Annotated in this window: 18 protein-coding genes; 6 read left to right on the top strand and 12 right to left on the bottom strand. The window is 66.1% G+C overall.

The genetic code is table 11. The features are described from left to right. Positions 1-9: 9 nt before the first annotated feature. The 3 genes from ACQR10_RS09975 to ACQR10_RS09965 all read right to left on the bottom strand — a co-directional run bounded on the left by ACQR10_RS09975 (position 10) and on the right by ACQR10_RS09965 (position 4,143). Complete coding sequence (locus tag ACQR10_RS09975) at positions 10-1,815, bottom strand: flagellar hook-basal body complex protein (protein ID WP_316182988.1); 1,806 nt, start codon at positions 1,813-1,815, stop codon at positions 10-12. A 296-nt stretch (positions 1,816-2,111) separates the two neighbouring features. Continuing rightward, on the bottom strand, positions 2,112-2,615 hold the full coding sequence (gene msrB / locus ACQR10_RS09970; protein WP_316182987.1) for a peptide-methionine (R)-S-oxide reductase MsrB: 504 nt from the start codon (positions 2,613-2,615) through the stop codon (positions 2,112-2,114). Between the two features lie 97 nt (positions 2,616-2,712). Next, complete coding sequence (locus tag ACQR10_RS09965; protein ID WP_316216861.1) at positions 2,713-4,143, bottom strand: NAD(P)/FAD-dependent oxidoreductase; 1,431 nt, start codon at positions 4,141-4,143, stop codon at positions 2,713-2,715. Between the two features lie 105 nt (positions 4,144-4,248). Here ACQR10_RS09965 and ACQR10_RS09960 point away from each other — a divergent pair, with 105 nt between their 5' ends. Together ACQR10_RS09960 and ACQR10_RS09955 are read left to right on the top strand one after the other, a co-directional pair. Next, positions 4,249-4,791, top strand: coding sequence for a SixA phosphatase family protein (locus ACQR10_RS09960; RefSeq protein WP_315804320.1), 543 nt, complete (start codon positions 4,249-4,251; stop codon positions 4,789-4,791). Between the two features lie 51 nt (positions 4,792-4,842). Continuing rightward, positions 4,843-5,268: a universal stress protein gene (locus ACQR10_RS09955; protein WP_284420907.1), complete on the top strand. Its 426-nt coding sequence runs from the start codon at positions 4,843-4,845 to the stop codon at positions 5,266-5,268. Positions 5,269-5,754: 486 nt separating this feature from the next. On the opposite strand, the gene ACQR10_RS09950 is transcribed toward ACQR10_RS09955, so the two are convergent. The 3 genes from ACQR10_RS09950 to ACQR10_RS09940 form a co-directional block, all read right to left on the bottom strand. Beyond that, entirely contained in the window at positions 5,755-6,495 is a 741-nt protein-coding gene (locus tag ACQR10_RS09950; RefSeq protein ID WP_316216862.1) for a class I SAM-dependent methyltransferase, read from the bottom strand. A 71-nt stretch (positions 6,496-6,566) separates the two neighbouring features. Then, a complete protein-coding gene (locus ACQR10_RS09945; protein WP_316216863.1) occupies positions 6,567-7,154 on the bottom strand; it encodes a YdcF family protein in 588 nt (195 codons plus the stop codon). A gap of 89 nt (positions 7,155-7,243) precedes the next feature. Beyond that, the gene (locus ACQR10_RS09940) at positions 7,244-7,834 is read right to left on the bottom strand and encodes a hypothetical protein (RefSeq protein ID WP_410051424.1); all 591 of its coding nucleotides are present in this window, start codon (positions 7,832-7,834) and stop codon (positions 7,244-7,246) included. A gap of 48 nt (positions 7,835-7,882) precedes the next feature. Here ACQR10_RS09940 and ACQR10_RS09935 point away from each other — a divergent pair, with 48 nt between their 5' ends. Continuing rightward, on the top strand, positions 7,883-8,317 hold the full coding sequence (locus tag ACQR10_RS09935; protein WP_315712681.1) for a hypothetical protein: 435 nt from the start codon (positions 7,883-7,885) through the stop codon (positions 8,315-8,317). A 72-nt stretch (positions 8,318-8,389) separates the two neighbouring features. Here the strand turns inward: ACQR10_RS09935 and ACQR10_RS09930 are convergent, their stop codons facing one another. Beyond that, the gene (locus ACQR10_RS09930) at positions 8,390-8,896 is read right to left on the bottom strand and encodes a ferritin-like domain-containing protein (RefSeq protein WP_316216864.1); all 507 of its coding nucleotides are present in this window, start codon (positions 8,894-8,896) and stop codon (positions 8,390-8,392) included. 388 nt (positions 8,897-9,284) lie between these two features. On the opposite strand from ACQR10_RS09930, the gene ACQR10_RS09925 reads away from it, so the two are divergent. Next, positions 9,285-10,376, top strand: a complete 1,092-nt coding sequence (locus ACQR10_RS09925) for a lysylphosphatidylglycerol synthase transmembrane domain-containing protein (RefSeq protein ID WP_315804325.1) — start codon at positions 9,285-9,287, stop codon at positions 10,374-10,376. Between the two features lie 103 nt (positions 10,377-10,479). Next, a complete protein-coding gene (locus ACQR10_RS09920; RefSeq protein ID WP_316216865.1) occupies positions 10,480-12,429 on the top strand; it encodes a hypothetical protein in 1,950 nt (649 codons plus the stop codon). A gap of 187 nt (positions 12,430-12,616) precedes the next feature. Here the strand turns inward: ACQR10_RS09920 and ACQR10_RS09915 are convergent, their stop codons facing one another. The 3 genes from ACQR10_RS09915 to ACQR10_RS09905 all read right to left on the bottom strand — a co-directional run bounded on the left by ACQR10_RS09915 (position 12,617) and on the right by ACQR10_RS09905 (position 14,880). Then, the gene (locus tag ACQR10_RS09915; RefSeq protein ID WP_316216866.1) at positions 12,617-12,997 is read right to left on the bottom strand and encodes a DUF3551 domain-containing protein; all 381 of its coding nucleotides are present in this window, start codon (positions 12,995-12,997) and stop codon (positions 12,617-12,619) included. Between the two features lie 74 nt (positions 12,998-13,071). After that, a complete protein-coding gene (locus ACQR10_RS09910; protein WP_315804353.1) occupies positions 13,072-13,680 on the bottom strand; it encodes a DUF2147 domain-containing protein in 609 nt (202 codons plus the stop codon). Positions 13,681-13,851: 171 nt separating this feature from the next. After that, positions 13,852-14,880, bottom strand: a complete 1,029-nt coding sequence (locus ACQR10_RS09905; RefSeq protein ID WP_315804328.1) for an NAD(P)/FAD-dependent oxidoreductase — start codon at positions 14,878-14,880, stop codon at positions 13,852-13,854. A gap of 172 nt (positions 14,881-15,052) precedes the next feature. Between ACQR10_RS09905 and ACQR10_RS09900 the strand changes: the two genes are divergently transcribed. Beyond that, positions 15,053-15,517, top strand: a complete 465-nt coding sequence (locus tag ACQR10_RS09900; RefSeq protein ID WP_316216867.1) for an acyl-CoA thioesterase — start codon at positions 15,053-15,055, stop codon at positions 15,515-15,517. Between the two features lie 50 nt (positions 15,518-15,567). On the opposite strand, the gene ACQR10_RS09895 is transcribed toward ACQR10_RS09900, so the two are convergent. Both ACQR10_RS09895 and ACQR10_RS09890 read right to left on the bottom strand, forming a co-directional pair. Beyond that, positions 15,568-15,888: a 2Fe-2S iron-sulfur cluster-binding protein gene (locus ACQR10_RS09895; RefSeq protein WP_315707114.1), complete on the bottom strand. Its 321-nt coding sequence runs from the start codon at positions 15,886-15,888 to the stop codon at positions 15,568-15,570. Positions 15,889-15,971: 83 nt separating this feature from the next. Then, positions 15,972-16,316 carry an Hpt domain-containing protein gene (locus ACQR10_RS09890; RefSeq protein WP_315804330.1) on the bottom strand — a complete coding sequence of 115 codons (345 nt, stop codon included), beginning with the start codon at positions 16,314-16,316 and terminating at the stop codon, positions 15,972-15,974. Positions 16,317-16,670 lie beyond the last annotated feature (354 nt).

Below are 16,670 nucleotides of genomic sequence, written 5' to 3'. Positions count from 1 at the left end.
TCAGCGCGATCAGCGCAGCACGTTCAGAAGATCCTGCACCATCGAATTGGCCGTCGTGATCACCTTGGTGTTGGCCGAATAGGCCTGCTGGGTCACGATCAGCTTGGTGAACTCGTCGGCGATGTCGGTGTTCGAGCCTTCCAGCGAGCCGCCCGAGATCTTGCCGGTCGCGCCGATGATGGCCTGGCCGGACTGATCGGTCGCCTCATAGGCGCCGCCGTCGAGCGCCTTCAGGTAATTGGTGCCGTTGAAATGCGACAGCGTCACCTGCGCCAGGTTGATGGTCTGGCCGTTGGAGAAGGTGCCGGTGACGACGCCGCTGTTGTTAACGGCGACCGACTGCAACTGACCGGCGGCGAAGCCGTTCTGATTGATCTGGTTGATGGTCGCCGAGCCGATCGTGCTCGCATATTGCGTCAGCGCGCCCGAGGAGATGTTGAGGCTGACGGTACCGAGCGTGGTGCCGTCGACCACGACGTTGGGGATGGAGATGTTGGAGGTCGTCGGCGACACCAGCGAGCCGTCGGAGGCGAACTGGAAGTTGGTGCCGACGTTCTGCCACGCCACGGTCGAGCCGGTCGCGTTCGAGTCGGTCTGGTAGAACAGGTTCCAGGTGTCCTTGTGGCCGGTGCCGAGCGTCGCGCTGTCGACCTTGCCCCAGCGCAACTGCACGTTCACCGGCGTGCCCGACGAGTTGTAGGCCGTGACCGCGCCGCCAGAGATCGTCTCGTTGTTGAAGTTGGTGAGATCATTGCCGATCACGATGCCGGTGCCGGGACTCGCCGTGCGCGTCAGTGCCACCGGTGACGTGAGGCCGAGCGCGGTGAAACCCGGGGACGCGCTGCTCATGGTCCAGTCCTCGCCGCTGCCGGAATGCAGCGTGATCTTGCCGGCGGTGATGGTGGGCGTCACGCCGGTGACGGCCGCGATCTTCGCCATCAGCGTGCCGACGGAGTCGCCGACGTTGATCTGGGTGCCCGAGGCGCCGGAGGCGACGAAAGTGAAGGTGATGACGTCGCCCGCGCTGCCGGTCATGGTGATCGTGTCGCCGGTGGCAAAGTTGCTCGTGATCGAATCGGTGGCCGCACCACCCGACAGCAGCGTCGACGTGGTGATGTTCGCCGCGTTCTTGTTGACCGCCGTACCGCCGGTGACGGTGGAGTCGGCGTAGAAGTTGGTGCCCACCGGCAGCGGCACGTTGGAGAGGTCGGCCGAGTTGAGGCCGCCGGCCGCGACCAGGGTGCCGGTCGCGGCATTGCCGCTCGCGGCGGTCTTCGGCTGCGTCGGCAGGTTAGCGGCGTACTGGATCGCGGTGGTCGCCTGCGCCGGCACGAAATTGTTGGCGAATTGCAGCACGGTCGGCACGTTGCCGGTGGCGTTGCCGGTCTTCGGATCGACCGCGACGCCCATCAGGTAATAGCCGGCGCCGTTGATCAGGTTGCCGTTGGCGTTGAGTTGGAAGTCGCCGCGCCGGGTGTAGTTGGTGACGCCAGTGAAGACCGGCACGTTGTCGACGACCGAGGAGGCCTTCTGCACGTTGAAGAAGCCGTCGCCGTTGATCGCCATGTTGGTGGCGACCGAGGACGTCGAGACGGTGCCCTGGGTGGTGATGGTGGCCTTGGCGAAGGCGGTGACGCCGCCGGCATTCTGGCGCGTCGGGTTGGTCGCGTTGGGGATGAGGTCTTCGAAGCTGGTGCCGATGCCCTTGTAGCCGACGGTCGACGCGTTCGCGATGTTACCGGAAATGTTCTGCAGCGCGAATGATTGAGCGGACAGACCGCTCACCGAAGTATTCATCGCGTCGAAGATACCCATACCAATCTCTCCACTGTGATGCCGGTGACAGGTCGGCCCGCACCGCGTTTCGTGGAGAGCTGTCGCAATCGCTGTGCCAGATGCGAAAATACTGTGAAATCAGCGGGTTGAAAAACAACAACGTCAAAAAACCAGCGTCAAAACTGGTGAACAATTGCCGAGCCGGCAGTTCTTGCCGGGCCGGACACGCCAAATCGCGCTCCGGCGCGGCCGCTCGTCACGGCTACCGGCGCGTCCTCAAGACCCCCATCTGAGCCTTGAACGGACGAGCCGGAATATCCGGGCGCAGATTCCCGTCAGGTCGACGACGGATTTGCCGGGTGGAACGTGAGCGACAGCCCGTCCATGCAGTAGCGCAGGCCGGTCGGCTTGGGGCCATCGTCGAACACGTGGCCGAGATGGCCGCCGCAGCGGCGGCAATGCACCTCGGTGCGGACCATGCCGTAGGTCTTGTCCTGGCGGGTCGCCACGGCATTGTCGAGCGGCTTGAAGAAGCTCGGCCAGCCGGTGCCGCTGTCGAACTTGGTGTCGGAGGAGAACAGCGGCAGGTCGCAGCCGGCGCAGGCGAAGGTGCCCTTGCGATGCTCCTTCAGCAGCGGGCTGGTCCACGGCCGCTCGGTGCCCTCCTCGCGTAGGATCTCGTATTGCTGCGGCGTCAGTTGCGCGCGCCACTCGGCCTCGGTTTTCTCGACCTCGAACTTCTCGGCGGCGCGGGCCGGCGCGGAACCGCCGAGCCAGCGCAGGGCGGCGAAGCCGAACAGTCCGGCGGCGGTGGTCAACATCAGGCGGCGGTCGATCATGGCGGTCTCCGTACGGCGATGGGTTACCGGATCTACGGATGGGATCCCGCGAAGTTACGTCGGGCGCGGGCGCGGCGGCTCACTTTCTTGCGAGGTGTCAGCCCTCCCCGGCGTCGGGATGACGGTTCAGATCGGATGGCTGCGGCCGCAGCGGCAGCCGCGAGCCGGGCCGCTCGGCCGCCCGGCGCCGCGCTTCGGCCGCCCGGATCTCGCGCATGCGCTCCTGCGCACGCGCGCGCTCGCGGTGTCGCGCCAGCGTTCCGGCCGCGGCGGAGCGGCCGCGGACCCAGAGATTGACGACATGCCCGGCAACCCGGCCGCTGACGCCGCCGGCCCAGACCAGCTCGAACGGCGAGAACAGCTTCCAGCGATCGTCGCCGGCGAGGATCGCCTGGGCGATCAACTGTCCGGCCATCGCCGAGGTGTTGAGCCCCTGCCGGCCGAAGCCGCTCGCGACCCACAGGCCTTTGCGGAGCTGGCCGATCTGCGGCATGCCGTGCACGGTCTGGCCGGTGACGCCGCCGAAGGTGTCGGCGATCTCGACCCGGCCGAGCTGCGGAAACACCGTCCGGATCCGGCGCTGCAGCGCCGCGGCAAATCCGCTGGGCCGCGCGTCCCAGGTCGTCTCCGGGCTCGCCCACATCAGCCGGTCACCGTCGACGATTCGGAAATGATCGATGCCGTCGGTGTCGCTGACCGATCCCTGGAAGGAAATCGCTTCGGCGAGGCGCTCGCCGAGCGGCGCGGTGACGCCGCCATAGCGCCACACCGGCAGCAGCGTATCGGACAGCTTCTGCAGCGGCGCGCCGAGATGGATGTTGCCGGCCAGCACGATGTGCGAGGCGCGCATCCGCGCCGACGGCGTCACGATGCGCTTGCGCACGCCCGACGCATCGATGCTGACCACCGGCGTGTCCTCGAAGATCCGCGCCCCGGCCTTGTGCGCGAGCCGCGCCAGCGCGTGAACGTACCTGCGGCCGTCGAGCTGGAACGCCTTGGGATAATGGACGCCGTGGAAGTAGCGGTCGGTCTTGAGCTCGGTCCTGACGCGCTCGACCTGCCAGCCCTCGACCTCGGTGTCGAAATCCTCGTGCAGCATCTGCAGGCGGCGGATCAAGGCGTCGCCGGCGTCGACATTGGAGACTTCGAGCGCGCCCTCGCTGAGCCCGATGCCCGGCATCGCTGCCTCGGTGGCCTGGGCGCGGATGAACTCGGCACCGGACCAGGACAACGCCCATAGCGCCCGGGCATGCGCGAGCCCGACGCGCTCGATCAGATCCGGCAGCGGCAGGTCGAACCCAGGCATCACCGTGCCGATCATGTGGCCGGATGCGTTCCACCCGACCTGGCGGCCTTCCAGCACCGCGACGCTCGCCCCCTGCCGGGCCGCGCACAATGCCACCGTCAAGCCGGCCAATCCCGCCCCGACCACGCAGACGTCGACGTCGAGGTCGAAATTCAGCCTGGTGCGGCCGTGTGCACCTGCGGCATCCGCGTCATCGTTCACGCTTGTGGAAGTCTCGCTCATGGCGTTTTCTTAGCGAACCCTGCGCCGGACGTCATGACGCTTTTAATGGCGACAAAGAGACGTGGTACAGCCGGACCCAGCCTGAACGATTCGAGACGGAATTCCATGCGCCGATTGATGCTGCTGCGCCACGCCAAGACCGAGACTGACGCGCCGACCGGCCGCGACCAGGACCGCCGTCTCGACGAGCGCGGGCACCAGGATGCCGCCATGATCGGCGATTTCATCGCCAGCCACCCGCCGGTGCCGGAGCTGGTGCTGGTCTCGACCGCGGTCCGGGCACAGCAGACCTGGGACCTCGCGCTTGCGGCGATGAAGGACCGTGTCCCGGCCCCGCAGGTCGAGACCGTTCCCGGGCTCTACGGCGCCGAGCCGATGCAGATGCTGCATCACATCCGCCTCGCGGCAGTGCACGATCCGAAGCAGCTCCTGCTCGTCGGGCACAATCCCGGAATGCACGAGCTCGCGCTGGCGCTGACCGGCGGGGGCGATTCAGAGGCCCGCCACGAGCTGATGCGCAACATGCCGACCGCGGGTTTGGCGGTGCTCGATTTCGACACCGACGATTGGGGCGACGTCAGCTTCACCCGCGGCCGTCTCCTGAGATTCGTCACGCCCAAGCTGCTCAAGCATGGCTCGGTCGATTGACAGGCAGGTCCGGTCCGGCGCGTAATCCCGGCGGACAGAGGAGGACCTTCGATGTTCAACTCGATTCTGGTGCCGATCGATCTGGCCGACACCGACCTCGCCAAGCCCGCCATCGCCACCGCGGCCACGTTGGCACAGACCTGGAGCGGCACGGTGCATCTGCTCAACGTCATGCCGATGACGCCGGTGATGCTCGCCGAATACGTCCCGGCCGATTTCGACGCGCAGCAGCGCGAGACCGCCGAGGAAGCGCTGTCGATCGTGGCGCGCGAATCCGGCATCCCGGCGGAGCGCATCAGCTATACGGTGCGCCAGGGCGGCATCTATCACGAGATCCTCGAGGAGGCAGCCAAGGTCAAGGCCGACCTGATCGTAATGACCTCGCACCGCCCGGCGATGCGGACCTACTTCCTCGGCAGCAACGCCGGCCACGTCGTGCGCTACGCCAAGTGCTCGGTGCTCGTGGTGAGGCCGTAAGACGCGGCCCGTCCGACGCATCCTGCGCGTGGACCAATTTCCACTTCGTGGTCATTGCCATTGCATTGGCGTTTCTCGATCATATTGCCCGACCGAAGCGCCGACTGAGGACACCGTCATGAGATGGCCTCTGCCTTATCCAAGGGCTGGTGACGTATTGGGTATCCTATTCATCGTCGCGCTGCTTTGCCTTCTCGTTTCTGGCTTCTACTGGTTTCCCAATCCTAATCCGAATACGGGATTTGGTCCGGACTGGGATTGCACTCCTGTCCCCAATGGCCAACCGATCTGCATCAAAAAGATAGGTCAGTGAACGCAGTCCGCTGACGGAATGAACCACGCGGTTGTCCGAATGCCCCCGATCATGCGTCGGCGTGATCTCGATCGAGTTCTTGCTTCGGTTGGCTGTGAATAAGGATCCGGCTAGCGTGAAACGATCCCATCGAATCTCACGCGCATGTTGGAAGACCCTGAGCAAGTGTTGGGTCAGACGGGCGGAGCCCGAACGGCGCGGGCAAGCCAGAAGCTGCGCTCGCCGTTGGCCGGCTCGCCGACTGACTGTGCGATCAGTTCGAATCCATTGTCGCGCAGCAACGCAGCGTACTCGGACGGATCGAGAGACGCATGATAGAGCGGATCGCCGCGGTAGGACCCGATGGCTTCGCCATGTGCGGGTCCGGCGTTGAACAGCAGCACGCCGCCCGAAGCCGTGCAGGCCGCGAAGATCGGAAACATGCGCCGCTGGTCATCATGTCCGAGATGGAAGAAGCTGTCCCACGCCAACACCCCGTCAAATCGCCGCCCTGAGGTCCACGACCGCATGTCGGCAACGACCCATTCCTGATCCGGCATTCGCGTCCGACACAGCGCGATCATCGTCGGCGAGCTGTCCACCCCGGTGACGGAAAATCCTTGCGCCGAGATGTGCGCTGCGACCGGCACACCACCCCCGCAGCCGAGATCGAGCACGTTCGCGCCCGGCCGCAGGAGCGTAACGAAGCGTTCGATGGGAGGCTTGTCAGTCCAGGCGGCCGCGCGGCGGTCAGCGTCCCACGCCAATGCGTGACGCTCATAATGGGCGACGATCCGGCTCGCACCTCGGCTCATGGAAGCTCCGTCATAGAAGTAGGGTCGGCAAAGGCGCGCCCGATCAGCGTGCTTGTCCGTGCCATCTGAGGGCGCCGTGCCCACCGTCTCGCGCGGATGGAGAGACGGTGGGCACATCATCGTGCGGCTCGCGCCCCCCGATGACTTTGCCCACCCTACGGGGCTCGCACCTTTGCCTCGAGCTTTGCGCCTCACGGCCACTCCGCAATGTAGCCCTTCGCCTTGTACGGCGCGATCTTGTCCCATTCGCCGAGCACGCGGCGGCGGAATTCGGGATGTGTGTGCCAGAGATGGCGCGGCACGCCGAAGCCGTCCACCGTCAGCAGCATCTTCTCCACCTCGGGCCAGTGCCGCTGCAAGGTCATCGCGTAGCGCCGCGCGGTCCAGCTGTTGCCGAGACAGATCACGCTGCCGACATTGGCGAGGCCGAGCGCGGCGTCGATCACCGGCAGCGCGAGCACGACGTTCTCGCCGGTGTTCGTGGCATGATGCTCTTCGAGGATGCGCTCGGCCGGAACGCCGCGCCTCACCATGGCGGCCTTGATCAGCGTACACTCCGAAACATCCGCGCCCGGCGTGATGCCGCCGCTGACGATGGCGTGGCGGAAGTAGCCCTGCTGCCATAGCTTCGCCGCCGTCTCGGCACGCAGCTCCTCGTCGACGCGGGTGCCGAACACGAACAGCAGATCGGCCGGCCGCAGCGGCGTGTCGGCGAAATGCCGCGCGTTGATCGCGGCGATCTCGGCGTCATCCGGCCTGCGCAGCGCGCGATCCTGCATCGTCCCACTCCGAAAGCGACTCGCTCAGTCTGGCATGGTGCGCGAAATCTGCACGATCACATTCGGTGACCGGCGATGAGATTGCGTGATCACGGCAGCAGCGCGGCCGGAATGTCCGCGAACGTGTAGCTGCGCGGCCGGTTGCGGGTGATGAAGCCGCCGACATACCAGGCGAACAGCGCGGCGAAGCCGATCAGGAACAACGCGCCCGACCATTCGGCGATGACGAGCGCGCGCACCAGCAGCCCGGTCATCGCCACGGCGAGCAGCGCGATCGCGGCGAGCGCCGCGCCGTAGGTGAAGCGGCCGAGACCCGCGGTCAGCCGCGCGTTGCTGCCGCTGACGGCGAGCCGCGCATGCAGGCCGACGATAAAGGCGCGATAGGCCTCGCTCTGCGGCGCCATCAGGGCAGCCGTCTGCCACGAGACGGAGACGATGCCGAGGCGGCGGCCGTCGCGATGGGTGATGTCGGCCCGAAAACGCTTCGCCTGCATCGACACCGGTCGGTAGGACAGCCGGATCGCGGCGATCTCGGCGTAAGGCCACAGGCCGGTCCGGCCGGCGAACCGCCACGACAGGCCCTGCTCCGTCAGTTCGAACTGGTGCGCGGCCCCGATCAGCGACGCCTTGTAGGCGTAGCGGATCGCATCATCGCCGGCCGTGGTGGTGCGCTCGGAAATGGATCGGTCCTGTTGCGTGTGGCGCGCGCCTTATCCTACAAACGGAGCATGAGCGAAACGATCTATTTTCCGCGCCATTTGATCCTGGCCGGGGCGATGGCCGCCGGCGTGCTGCTGGCGCTGGCGGTGCACATGCTTGGCGCCCGCTACGGGCTCGATCTCGGCGGCCTGTGGCAGACCGAGAGCGGCGCCTTCATGCCGGCGGGATCGGCGATCGCGTGGTGGCTGATCGCGACCGTCGGGTTCTCCTCGGGCTATTTCATCGCCAACATCATGCACAGCGCGGTGTCGGGCGAGATCCCGCAGCGGATGCGCAACTTCCTGGTCGTGGTCGGCGTCCTGATGCTGGCCGGCATCGGCCAGGCGATCTCCGGTCCGAGCCCCGTGCCGTCGGCCTCGGGCGTACTGGCAGGCCTCGCCGCCCTCTGCCTCGGCGCCCTGATGGCGTTCTGCGGCGCCAACTTCGCGCTGCGCAAGACCTGACCGGCGCGATCCGCACACGCCGACACCGCGCGGGCGACCCGCGCGGCGTTTTGCCTCATCAGCGATCGAGCGTCAGCTCGCGGCGCGCAGGTTGACGCCCGTCTCGGCGAGCTTGGTCAGCTTCATGTCGGTCGCCTTCTCCTCGTCGAGCGTCTTCTGCAGCACGGCGGCGCAGTCGCTGCGGCCGAGCTGCTTGGCCCAGGCGATCAGGCTGCCGTAGCGGGTGATCTCATAGTGCTCGGCCGCCTGGCCGGCATTGATCAGGGCGGCGTCGAGCACGGTCTTGTCCGCGACCTCGCCGGCGACCTCCTCCGCCTCTTCGATGATGCCGTCGATCGCCGGGCAGTCGACTGCCTTGGGCGCGATGCCATGCATCTCGAACACCTGCTCGAGCCGCTTCACATGCGTCCTGGTTTCGTCGAGATGGGCCAGAAAACCCTGCTTGAGCTTCTGATCCGTCGCCTTCTCCGCCATCTTGGGCAGCGCTTTGACGAGCTGGTTTTCGGCGTAATAGATGTCCTGCAGCTGATGAACGAACAGATCGTTCATCGTCTTGATGTCCTTTGTGAACAATCCCATTTGCTTCACGTCCTCCTGGTTCGGGAACATGGCAGGTCCCGCCCCCGACCGGTGGTCGCCATGTTCACTGTGCTCGCGGGCGCTAACCGGCGGCAGCGGCGGTCGTTCCTGTGTCACCGAGCCTGCCGTCCGGAACCGGGCGCGGAGGACCAAGTTTGCCCGTGAACCCCGCGGGTAACCAGTTGGACCGAACTGAGGCGGATGGGCGGCCAGCCATGTGACCGGAGTGTGACAGACCTGCGCCGCATGGGTCGGAGCTGACCTGTGTCAAGGACTGCACAAGCCGCGCATTTTAGCATAAGAAACAGGCTGTCACGAATTGCCCGCCCCATCGATCAATGGTTTCGCCTCTTTTCCAAGATCTAGTACCGCCCCGCCGGGAGGATGAATGCAGCGCCTGCTGACCACGCTTGGGCGTGGCTTCAAGAAATGGATCGGCTGGAAGCGGCTGGGGATTGCAGCGAGCCTTGCGATCATCGCCTTCGCGATCACGACGCTCGTGCGCACGCTGAAGGGCGTCGACGCCGGCGTCATCCTGACCGCGCTCACCGAAATCCCGCCCGGTCACATCGCGCTCGCGGCCTTGTGTGTGGTCGGCGCGTTCTGCACGCTGACCTTCTATGACTATTTTGCGCTGCGAACGATTGGCAAGAAACACGTGCCCTATCGCATCGCGGCGATGAGCGCCTTCACCAGCTATTCGATCGGCCACAACATCGGCGCCACCGTGTTCACCGGCGGCGCCATCCGGTTCCGGATCTACTCCGACTACGGCCTGTCCGCGATCGACGTCGCCAAGATCTGCTTCCTATCGGGCCTGACCTTCTGGCTCGGCAATCTGTTCGTGCTCGGTATCGGCATGACCTTGCATCCGGCCGCCGCCACCGCGATGGACCAGTTGCCCCCGGCGGTGAACCAGTTGATCGCGATCGGCATCCTCGGGGCGATCTTCGCCTATCTCGGATGGCTGACCGCCGGCAAGAACCGGCGCCAGCTCGGCCAGAACGGTTGGAAGGTGGTGCTGCCCTCGGCGCAGCTCACGCTCGTGCAGATCCTGATCGGAGTGGTCGACCTCGGCTTCTGCGCGCTGGCGATGTACCTCCTCGTCCCCGCCGCTCCGCCGATCGATTTCCTGTCGCTGTCGGTGGTGTTCATCCTCGCTACCCTGCTCGGCTTTGCCAGCCATGCCCCCGGCAGCATCGGCGTGTTCGATGCCGCGATGCTGGTGGCGCTGCCGCAGTTCGGCCGCGAGCAGTTGCTGGCCACCCTGCTCGTTTTCCGCGTGCTGTATTTCGTGATCCCGTTCGCGACGGCGATCTCCATCATGGGCATCAGGGAACTCTGGCTGAATGTGGTCAAGCCGTGGCAGGAGCGGCGCCGGCTGCAGGGCGCGGTGTCGGACGAGATCGCCGCCAAGCGCGCCGCGACCACGGCGCACGCTGCGGTTCCCCAGCGCATCAAGCGGCACTCCCAGCGCTGAGCATCAATTCTCTCGCGGACGACGCAGCGGCTCGCCCCTCGGCCGGTTGAAGTCGCGTGCGATCCTCTTATTTCCGCCCCATCGCTGACGTGAATCCTTGCGCATGACCCGAATGCCCCATCGTCCGTTGCTCGCCGCCTGCGTCCTGGCCGGCCTGCTTGCCCCTCTCGCCGCCACCGAGGTCGCCGCGCAGTTCGGCACGGCGCCGCCGCTGCAGATCAGCTGGGAGGTGCGCAACCGCTTCCGTCTCTTCCGGGAGGAGCGCGACTTCCTGCTGCATACCGAGAGCACGCGCGACCGCTCCATCCTCGCCGCCGAGCAGGCGTTGGCGGTGCAGAGCGACGGCCGCGGCTGGGCCCGCAACGTCGTCAACCGGCTCTGCATCGACCTCGCCGGTCGCATCAACGAGCCATGCACGCGCGACAACGTCAAGGAAAGCTATCTCACGCCGATCGACCACCCGGTCACCGTGCGCCTGACCGGCCCGGTTCCGGTCGGCGCCACCTGCGCGTGGTCGTTCGACGACGGCGACGGGCCGCAGACCTCGACATTCGACTGCGCCGAGCCGGTCAACCTGCGCGTCCGCTACGGCCGGCAGACCGTGGCATCCGTCGATGTCGCCAGCCCGGAAGGGACGCTGCAGGTCTCGACCGGAATCCAGGTCCGCGACGTCCTGATCGCCGGCCTCGGCGACAGCATCGCCTCCGGCGAGGGCAATCCGGACCGCCCGATCGCGCTCGCCGACGAAGGCTTCTGCTTCCGCTCCTATCTCGGCGGTCCGACCGCGCAATATTATCGGCCGAGCCGCGCCGGCTTCAAAGGCGGCCGCGCCTGCGAGGCGCCGGACACGCTGCAGAACTGGCAGAAGCACAGCGCGGTCTGGCTCAACGCCGCCTGCCACCGCTCGCTCTACAGCTACCAGACACGGACGGCGCTGGCGCTCGCCGTGCGCTATCCGCATGTCGCGGTCACCTACCTGCCGCTTGCCTGCACCGGCGCTACCATCGCCGACGGCCTGTTCGGCAGTCAGCGCGCGCGCGAATGCACGCCGGGCCGCTCTGCGGCCACCTGCGCCGGCGGCGTCAACGGCCAGCTCGGCGAGCTGCGCGAGGCGCTGACCGCGGCCAAGCGCCGCCAGCCGGACCGCAAGCTCGATCTGATTCTGCTGTCGATCGGCGCCAACGACATCAACTTCTCCGGCCTCGTCGCCGACGTCATCGTCGATACGCCCACCGAGCGCACGCTGTTCAAGCGCTCCGGCGTGATCGGCTCGGTCGAGGAATCGCGCAGCGAGCTGGCGCGCGACCTGCCGCAGGGTTTTGCCAAGCTGCGCGAGGCGCTGAAGCCGCTGGTCGGCGACCTCTCGCACGTCATCTACACATCCTACGGCAACCCGGCGCTGAGCGGCCCGGGCACGCCCTGCCCGGGTGGTCCGGCCGGCTTCGAGGTCCACCCGTCGTTCAATGCCAATCCGCAGCGGCTCGCCAAGGTCGCGGGCTTCGTCGAGAACGAGTTCCTGCCGTCACTGCGCGGGCTGGCGCAATGCACCGCGGGAGTCCTGTGCCGCGACCCGCAGGCCGACCGCATGACCTTCGTCGATGCGCATCAGGCCGCGTTTGCCGATCACGGCTTCTGCGCCCGCTCGCCGCAGGATCCGCCGTTCGACCGCGAATGCTTTTCGGCCGACGGCGCCAGCTTCGATCCGAACATCGTCAGCGCCGCCAACGAGCCGCTGCTGTGCGGCCGCGGCGCCAGCGAGTATCGCCCCTATCTGCCGCGCGCGCGCTGGATCCGCGACGCCAACGACAGCTACTTCTCGGCGATGACCTATCCGCAAGGGCTGCCGGCGGCGATGCAGCCCTCCGACATCCACGATGCGAGCTGGGGCGTGCTGTCCGCGGTCTATGGCGGCGCCGTGCATCCGACGGCGGAGGGCCATGCCGCGATGGCCGACGCCGCCTTTCCGGCTGCGGCGCAAGTGCTCAACCTCGATGCGGCCGAGCCCAACGTCACCAGCCAGCCGCTGCCGCCCGCGGGCGTGGTGAGGCAGTAGTCGGCCATTCGGGCAGAGATCGCAGAGGAAGAACGGCCTGAAGCGCTCCGCTCCGCACAGCGTCTTTCGGGAGGCCCTCCGTGAGCGGGCGCTCAGGGACAATGGCCGTGTGGCAGCGAGATCTCCGAGCCTCATGGTGAGTTGGGAGCGGACGGAGAGCTGGGCCGCCCCCTCGACGTCCCAACGCTCAGCGCGCAAGTCGGCGGCGACCACCGCCATGCGATCCTGATTGTCGTTGTGCCCAATATGGGTTGTTCACGCACATGGCCGCGAGACCCCAGCCTGCCCTTCGACACTGATCCCAGGATGTATAGGTGCATTCGAAAGAGGTGCTACCACCCCATTCCCACTTTTGTAGGCAGACAGGATAATTGGAATCATGGGTTTGAGCAGCGGCGATCGGGATCATGGAGATGGCCGCGCTCCCCGCGATTATCCAACGCAGCATCAGCATCGCTCCCTCGTCGAATTCCGACCGCTGCGGCCAATGGCCCGCACAACCACCGGCAAGCAACGCTCGGATGATCATGGAGACCTTGTCGTCGACCACGCGCTTGATCTGGATCAAGCTCTTCGCCGACGCGGTGTCCGAGATCGCGCTCCCTTGTCGGCCCGGAGCGACGGTCGTAGTTCGGAAGCCGTCTACTTGATTGCAGCCGGCTTCTTCATCATCGGCGGCGCCTGCTTGGTGGCAGGGCCTGTTGCCGTCGTCGCTTGCGAGGGCAGATATTTGGCGAGGATCGCCGGATCGATCTGCGCCATGTTGCTGTCCGGCAGGCGGGTCCAGGTCTCGTCCTTGCCGAACAGCGAGATGCCGAGATAGCCGTGCAGGATCAGCGACTGCCCATCCGGAGTGACCCGCATGTTGGCCTTCCAGATGTTGCCGTCGCGCGGGTTGAGCACGTTGCCGCCTTCGTATTTCAGCCCCTCGCGCTTCATGTCACGCACGAAGGAGATGCCGAGCACCGGCGCATTCTTGCGGTCATCGCTGCACTTCGAACAGACCTCGTTCGGATTGTCGCCGGGACGCGGAAACGTCTTGGCGATCACGCCCTCGAACACGCCGTCGTGGTCGATGAAGAGAAACCAGCCGACGGGCCTGCCATCCTCCACCTTCTGCCACAGACCGGCCGCGGTCGGCTCAGCCGCGAGCGCAGGCCGCGTCAGCAGAGCACCGGCAACAACGAGCGCGCCGATCGCGAGCTTCGTCACACCAGGCACCAGCCGAAGTCGGGGAAACGCATTGCGCATCATCATCTCACCTTGACCAAGTCACAAAATGAATGGCCGCACAGTACGGCCGTTTCGTGCATCGTTCCAGCCCATAACAGGTCTGGCGCGCCGGTGAAACCGGCACGCGCAGGAAACATTTCTTCACATTTGAGTTGGTCCGGCGGTGCCGGGTTCCACTGTGCGAACGAATTAGTTGACGCCGAGCTTCTTCTGCAGGCTCGACGACGACGTCGTGTACTGGAACACCAGCCGCTTCTCCGGATACACGTAGCGGTGCGCCTTCTGCGCCATCAGCGCGCCCTCGTGGAAGCCGCACAGGATCAGCTTGATCTTGCCGGGATAGGTATTGATGTCGCCGATCGCGAAGATGCCGGGCACCGAGGTCTCGAACGCCGACGTCTCGACCGGAATGAGATTGTGCTCGAGCGCGAGGCCCCACTCGGCGACCGGGCCGAGCTTCATCGTCAGGCCGAAGAACGGCAGCATCATCTCGCACGGCACGGTCTCGACCGCATTGTCGTTGCCCTTGATGGTGGCCGCGGAAAGCTGACCGTTCGCACCTTCGAGCGCGGTCACCTGACCGATGCGCAGATCCATCTTGCCGCTCGCGACCAGCGCGCGCATCTGCTCGACGCTGTGCGGCGCGGCTCGGAAGTCGTCGCGGCGATGGACCAGCGTGATGCGCTTGGCAAGGGGATGCAGATTGAGGGTCCAGTCGAGCGCGGAATCGCCGCCGCCGACGATGACGACATGCTTGTCGCGGAACTGCTCCATCTTGCGCACGGCATAAAATACCGAGGTGCCTTCGTAGGCCTCGATGCCCGGCACCGGCGGACGCTTGGGCTGGAACGAGCCGCCGCCGGCGGCGATCACCACGACCTTGCACTCGAACACCTTGCCGGCATCGGTGGTGACGCGAAAACCGGGATCGCCGATCTTCTCGACCTTCTCGACCATCTCGCCGAGATGGAAGGTCGGACTGAACGGCTTGATCTGCTCCATCAATTGATCGGTGAGGCCCTGCCCCGTCACCATCGGCACGCCGGGAATGTCGTAGATCGGCTTCTCCGGATACAGCTCGGCGCATTGGCCGCCGACCTTATCGAGGATGTCGATCAGATGCGCCTTGATGTCGAGCAGCCCCAGTTCAAAAACGGCAAACAGTCCGCAAGGGCCCGCGCCAATGATCAGCACATCGGTCTTGATCGCTTCGCTCATGTCGCTCTTCTCGTTGGAGGCGCCGCTCGACGGAGGGCGGCAGATGGCGGTTCCGAATTTGTAGCCAACGGGCTGGTCGCAGGGAAGGCACAAAAGCCGCCCTCCGCTCGCGCGGCTTGCAGCGGCGGGCTTAGCCGGGTTTGAAGGGGACATGAATGATGGAGATCAATCGGTGACAGAGACGGCCCGTCGCGACCACGCGCCACGCCTGGAGGACTTTCCCTACCGCCTCACGGACAATGTCCGCTTCGGCGACCTCGACCCCAACCAGCACGTCAACAACGCAGTCTACGCGACCTATTTCGAGACCGGCCGGGTGACCCTGATGAAGGACCCGCGGCACGGCCTCGGCCAACAGGGGCTGGCCTGGATCATGGTGCGGCTCGACATGCATTTCCGGGCCGAGCTGCGCTGGCCGGGCACAATCGAGCTGGGACTGGGGGTCGTGAGGCTGGGGCGCACGTCGGTGACATCAGAGCAGGTCGTATTCTCGGACGGGCGCTGCGTGGCGTCGGCCACCGCGGTCATGGTCCTGATCGACGAAGTGACGCGCAAGCCGGCGCCGCTGACGCCGAATCTCATTGCTGCGCTACAGCCCTGGGTCCGCCGCGGCGTGACGATCGCGCCGCCGGCATAGGCTTGGCGGCGATCATCGGAGGCGCGGCGACGAGGGCGCGAGGCGAACGGTCAGGCCTGACGCTCGGGGGTGGAGACGACGAGGCCGTCGAGTTCGTCGGAGACCTTGATCTGGCAGGAAAGACGGGAATTCGGCCGGACATCGTAGCCGAAATCGAGCATGTCCTCTTCCATCGGGGTCGGCGGGCCGACCTTCTCGCGCCAGGCTTCGTCGACATAGACATGGCAGGTCGCGCAGGCGCAGGCGCCGCCACATTCAGCCTCGATGCCGGGAATGGCATTGCGGATCGCCGCTTCCATCACAGTCGCGCCGTTCTCGATCTCAACGGTTCGGGATTCGCCGGTATGGTCGACAAAGGTGATCTTGGCCATGTGTGCTCGTGCTGCGCAGGAAATGAGGTCGGGCTGTCCTATAACGGACCGCTCCGCTCCGCGCTAGTGCTGCCGCCGGCCGCTCAGGCCGCGCCGAGCATCTCCGAAATCGCCGCGCGGGCCTGCGCGATCGCCGTGCCGAGCCAGGCCAGCGCATCGGCCGGATCGCCCGCCCGCAGCGCCGCTTCGAGCCCTTCCGCCGCATCGGCAACGTCGAGCGCGCCGACGGCGCGGGCCGAGCCCTTCAGCGTGTGGGCGACGGTGGCGGCATCCTCGGGCATCACCTGCAACCGCTCCAGCAGGCGGACGGCCTGGCTGGAGAACATGGCGAGCACCTCGCGCTCGAGCGCGCTGTCGCCGAGCGTCATCCGGCGCAGCAGGTCCAGGCTGATCGGCCCGTCATCGGGAACCAGCGGGGGCGAGGGCATCCATTCGATCCGTGAAAGGTCGGGAATCATGGCGGCAATCCGGTCCGGCGGGCGCGCCGCGCGCGCCTGTGGTAAGCCAAGCACGACAATGGTTAATGCATTGTTACCGGCCCAATTGCCGCGGGTTTGCCGCGATTTGGGCCCGGCTCTGCCCCAATCGCGGCAGAAACGGGAATTCGCAGAACTTCTAAAGTGTTAACGGCGGCTGCTGTTAACGATGATTAAGAATCTCTTAACCACGGCCATTTCTTTCAACAGGCACAGCCAATAGGATGATGCCCGGATGGAGTGGGTCACCTGGCGGAATTTGCCACCCCTGGTGCCTGCGAGGGATGACGTCCGGTTCGAGCGTTG

The organism is Bradyrhizobium sp. HKCCYLRH2060, assembly GCF_051168135.1.
Lineage (GTDB): Bacteria > Pseudomonadota > Alphaproteobacteria > Rhizobiales > Xanthobacteraceae > Bradyrhizobium.
The sequence above is the reverse complement of the archived record's forward strand: the minus strand, read 5'-3'. Positions and strand labels throughout refer to the sequence as shown.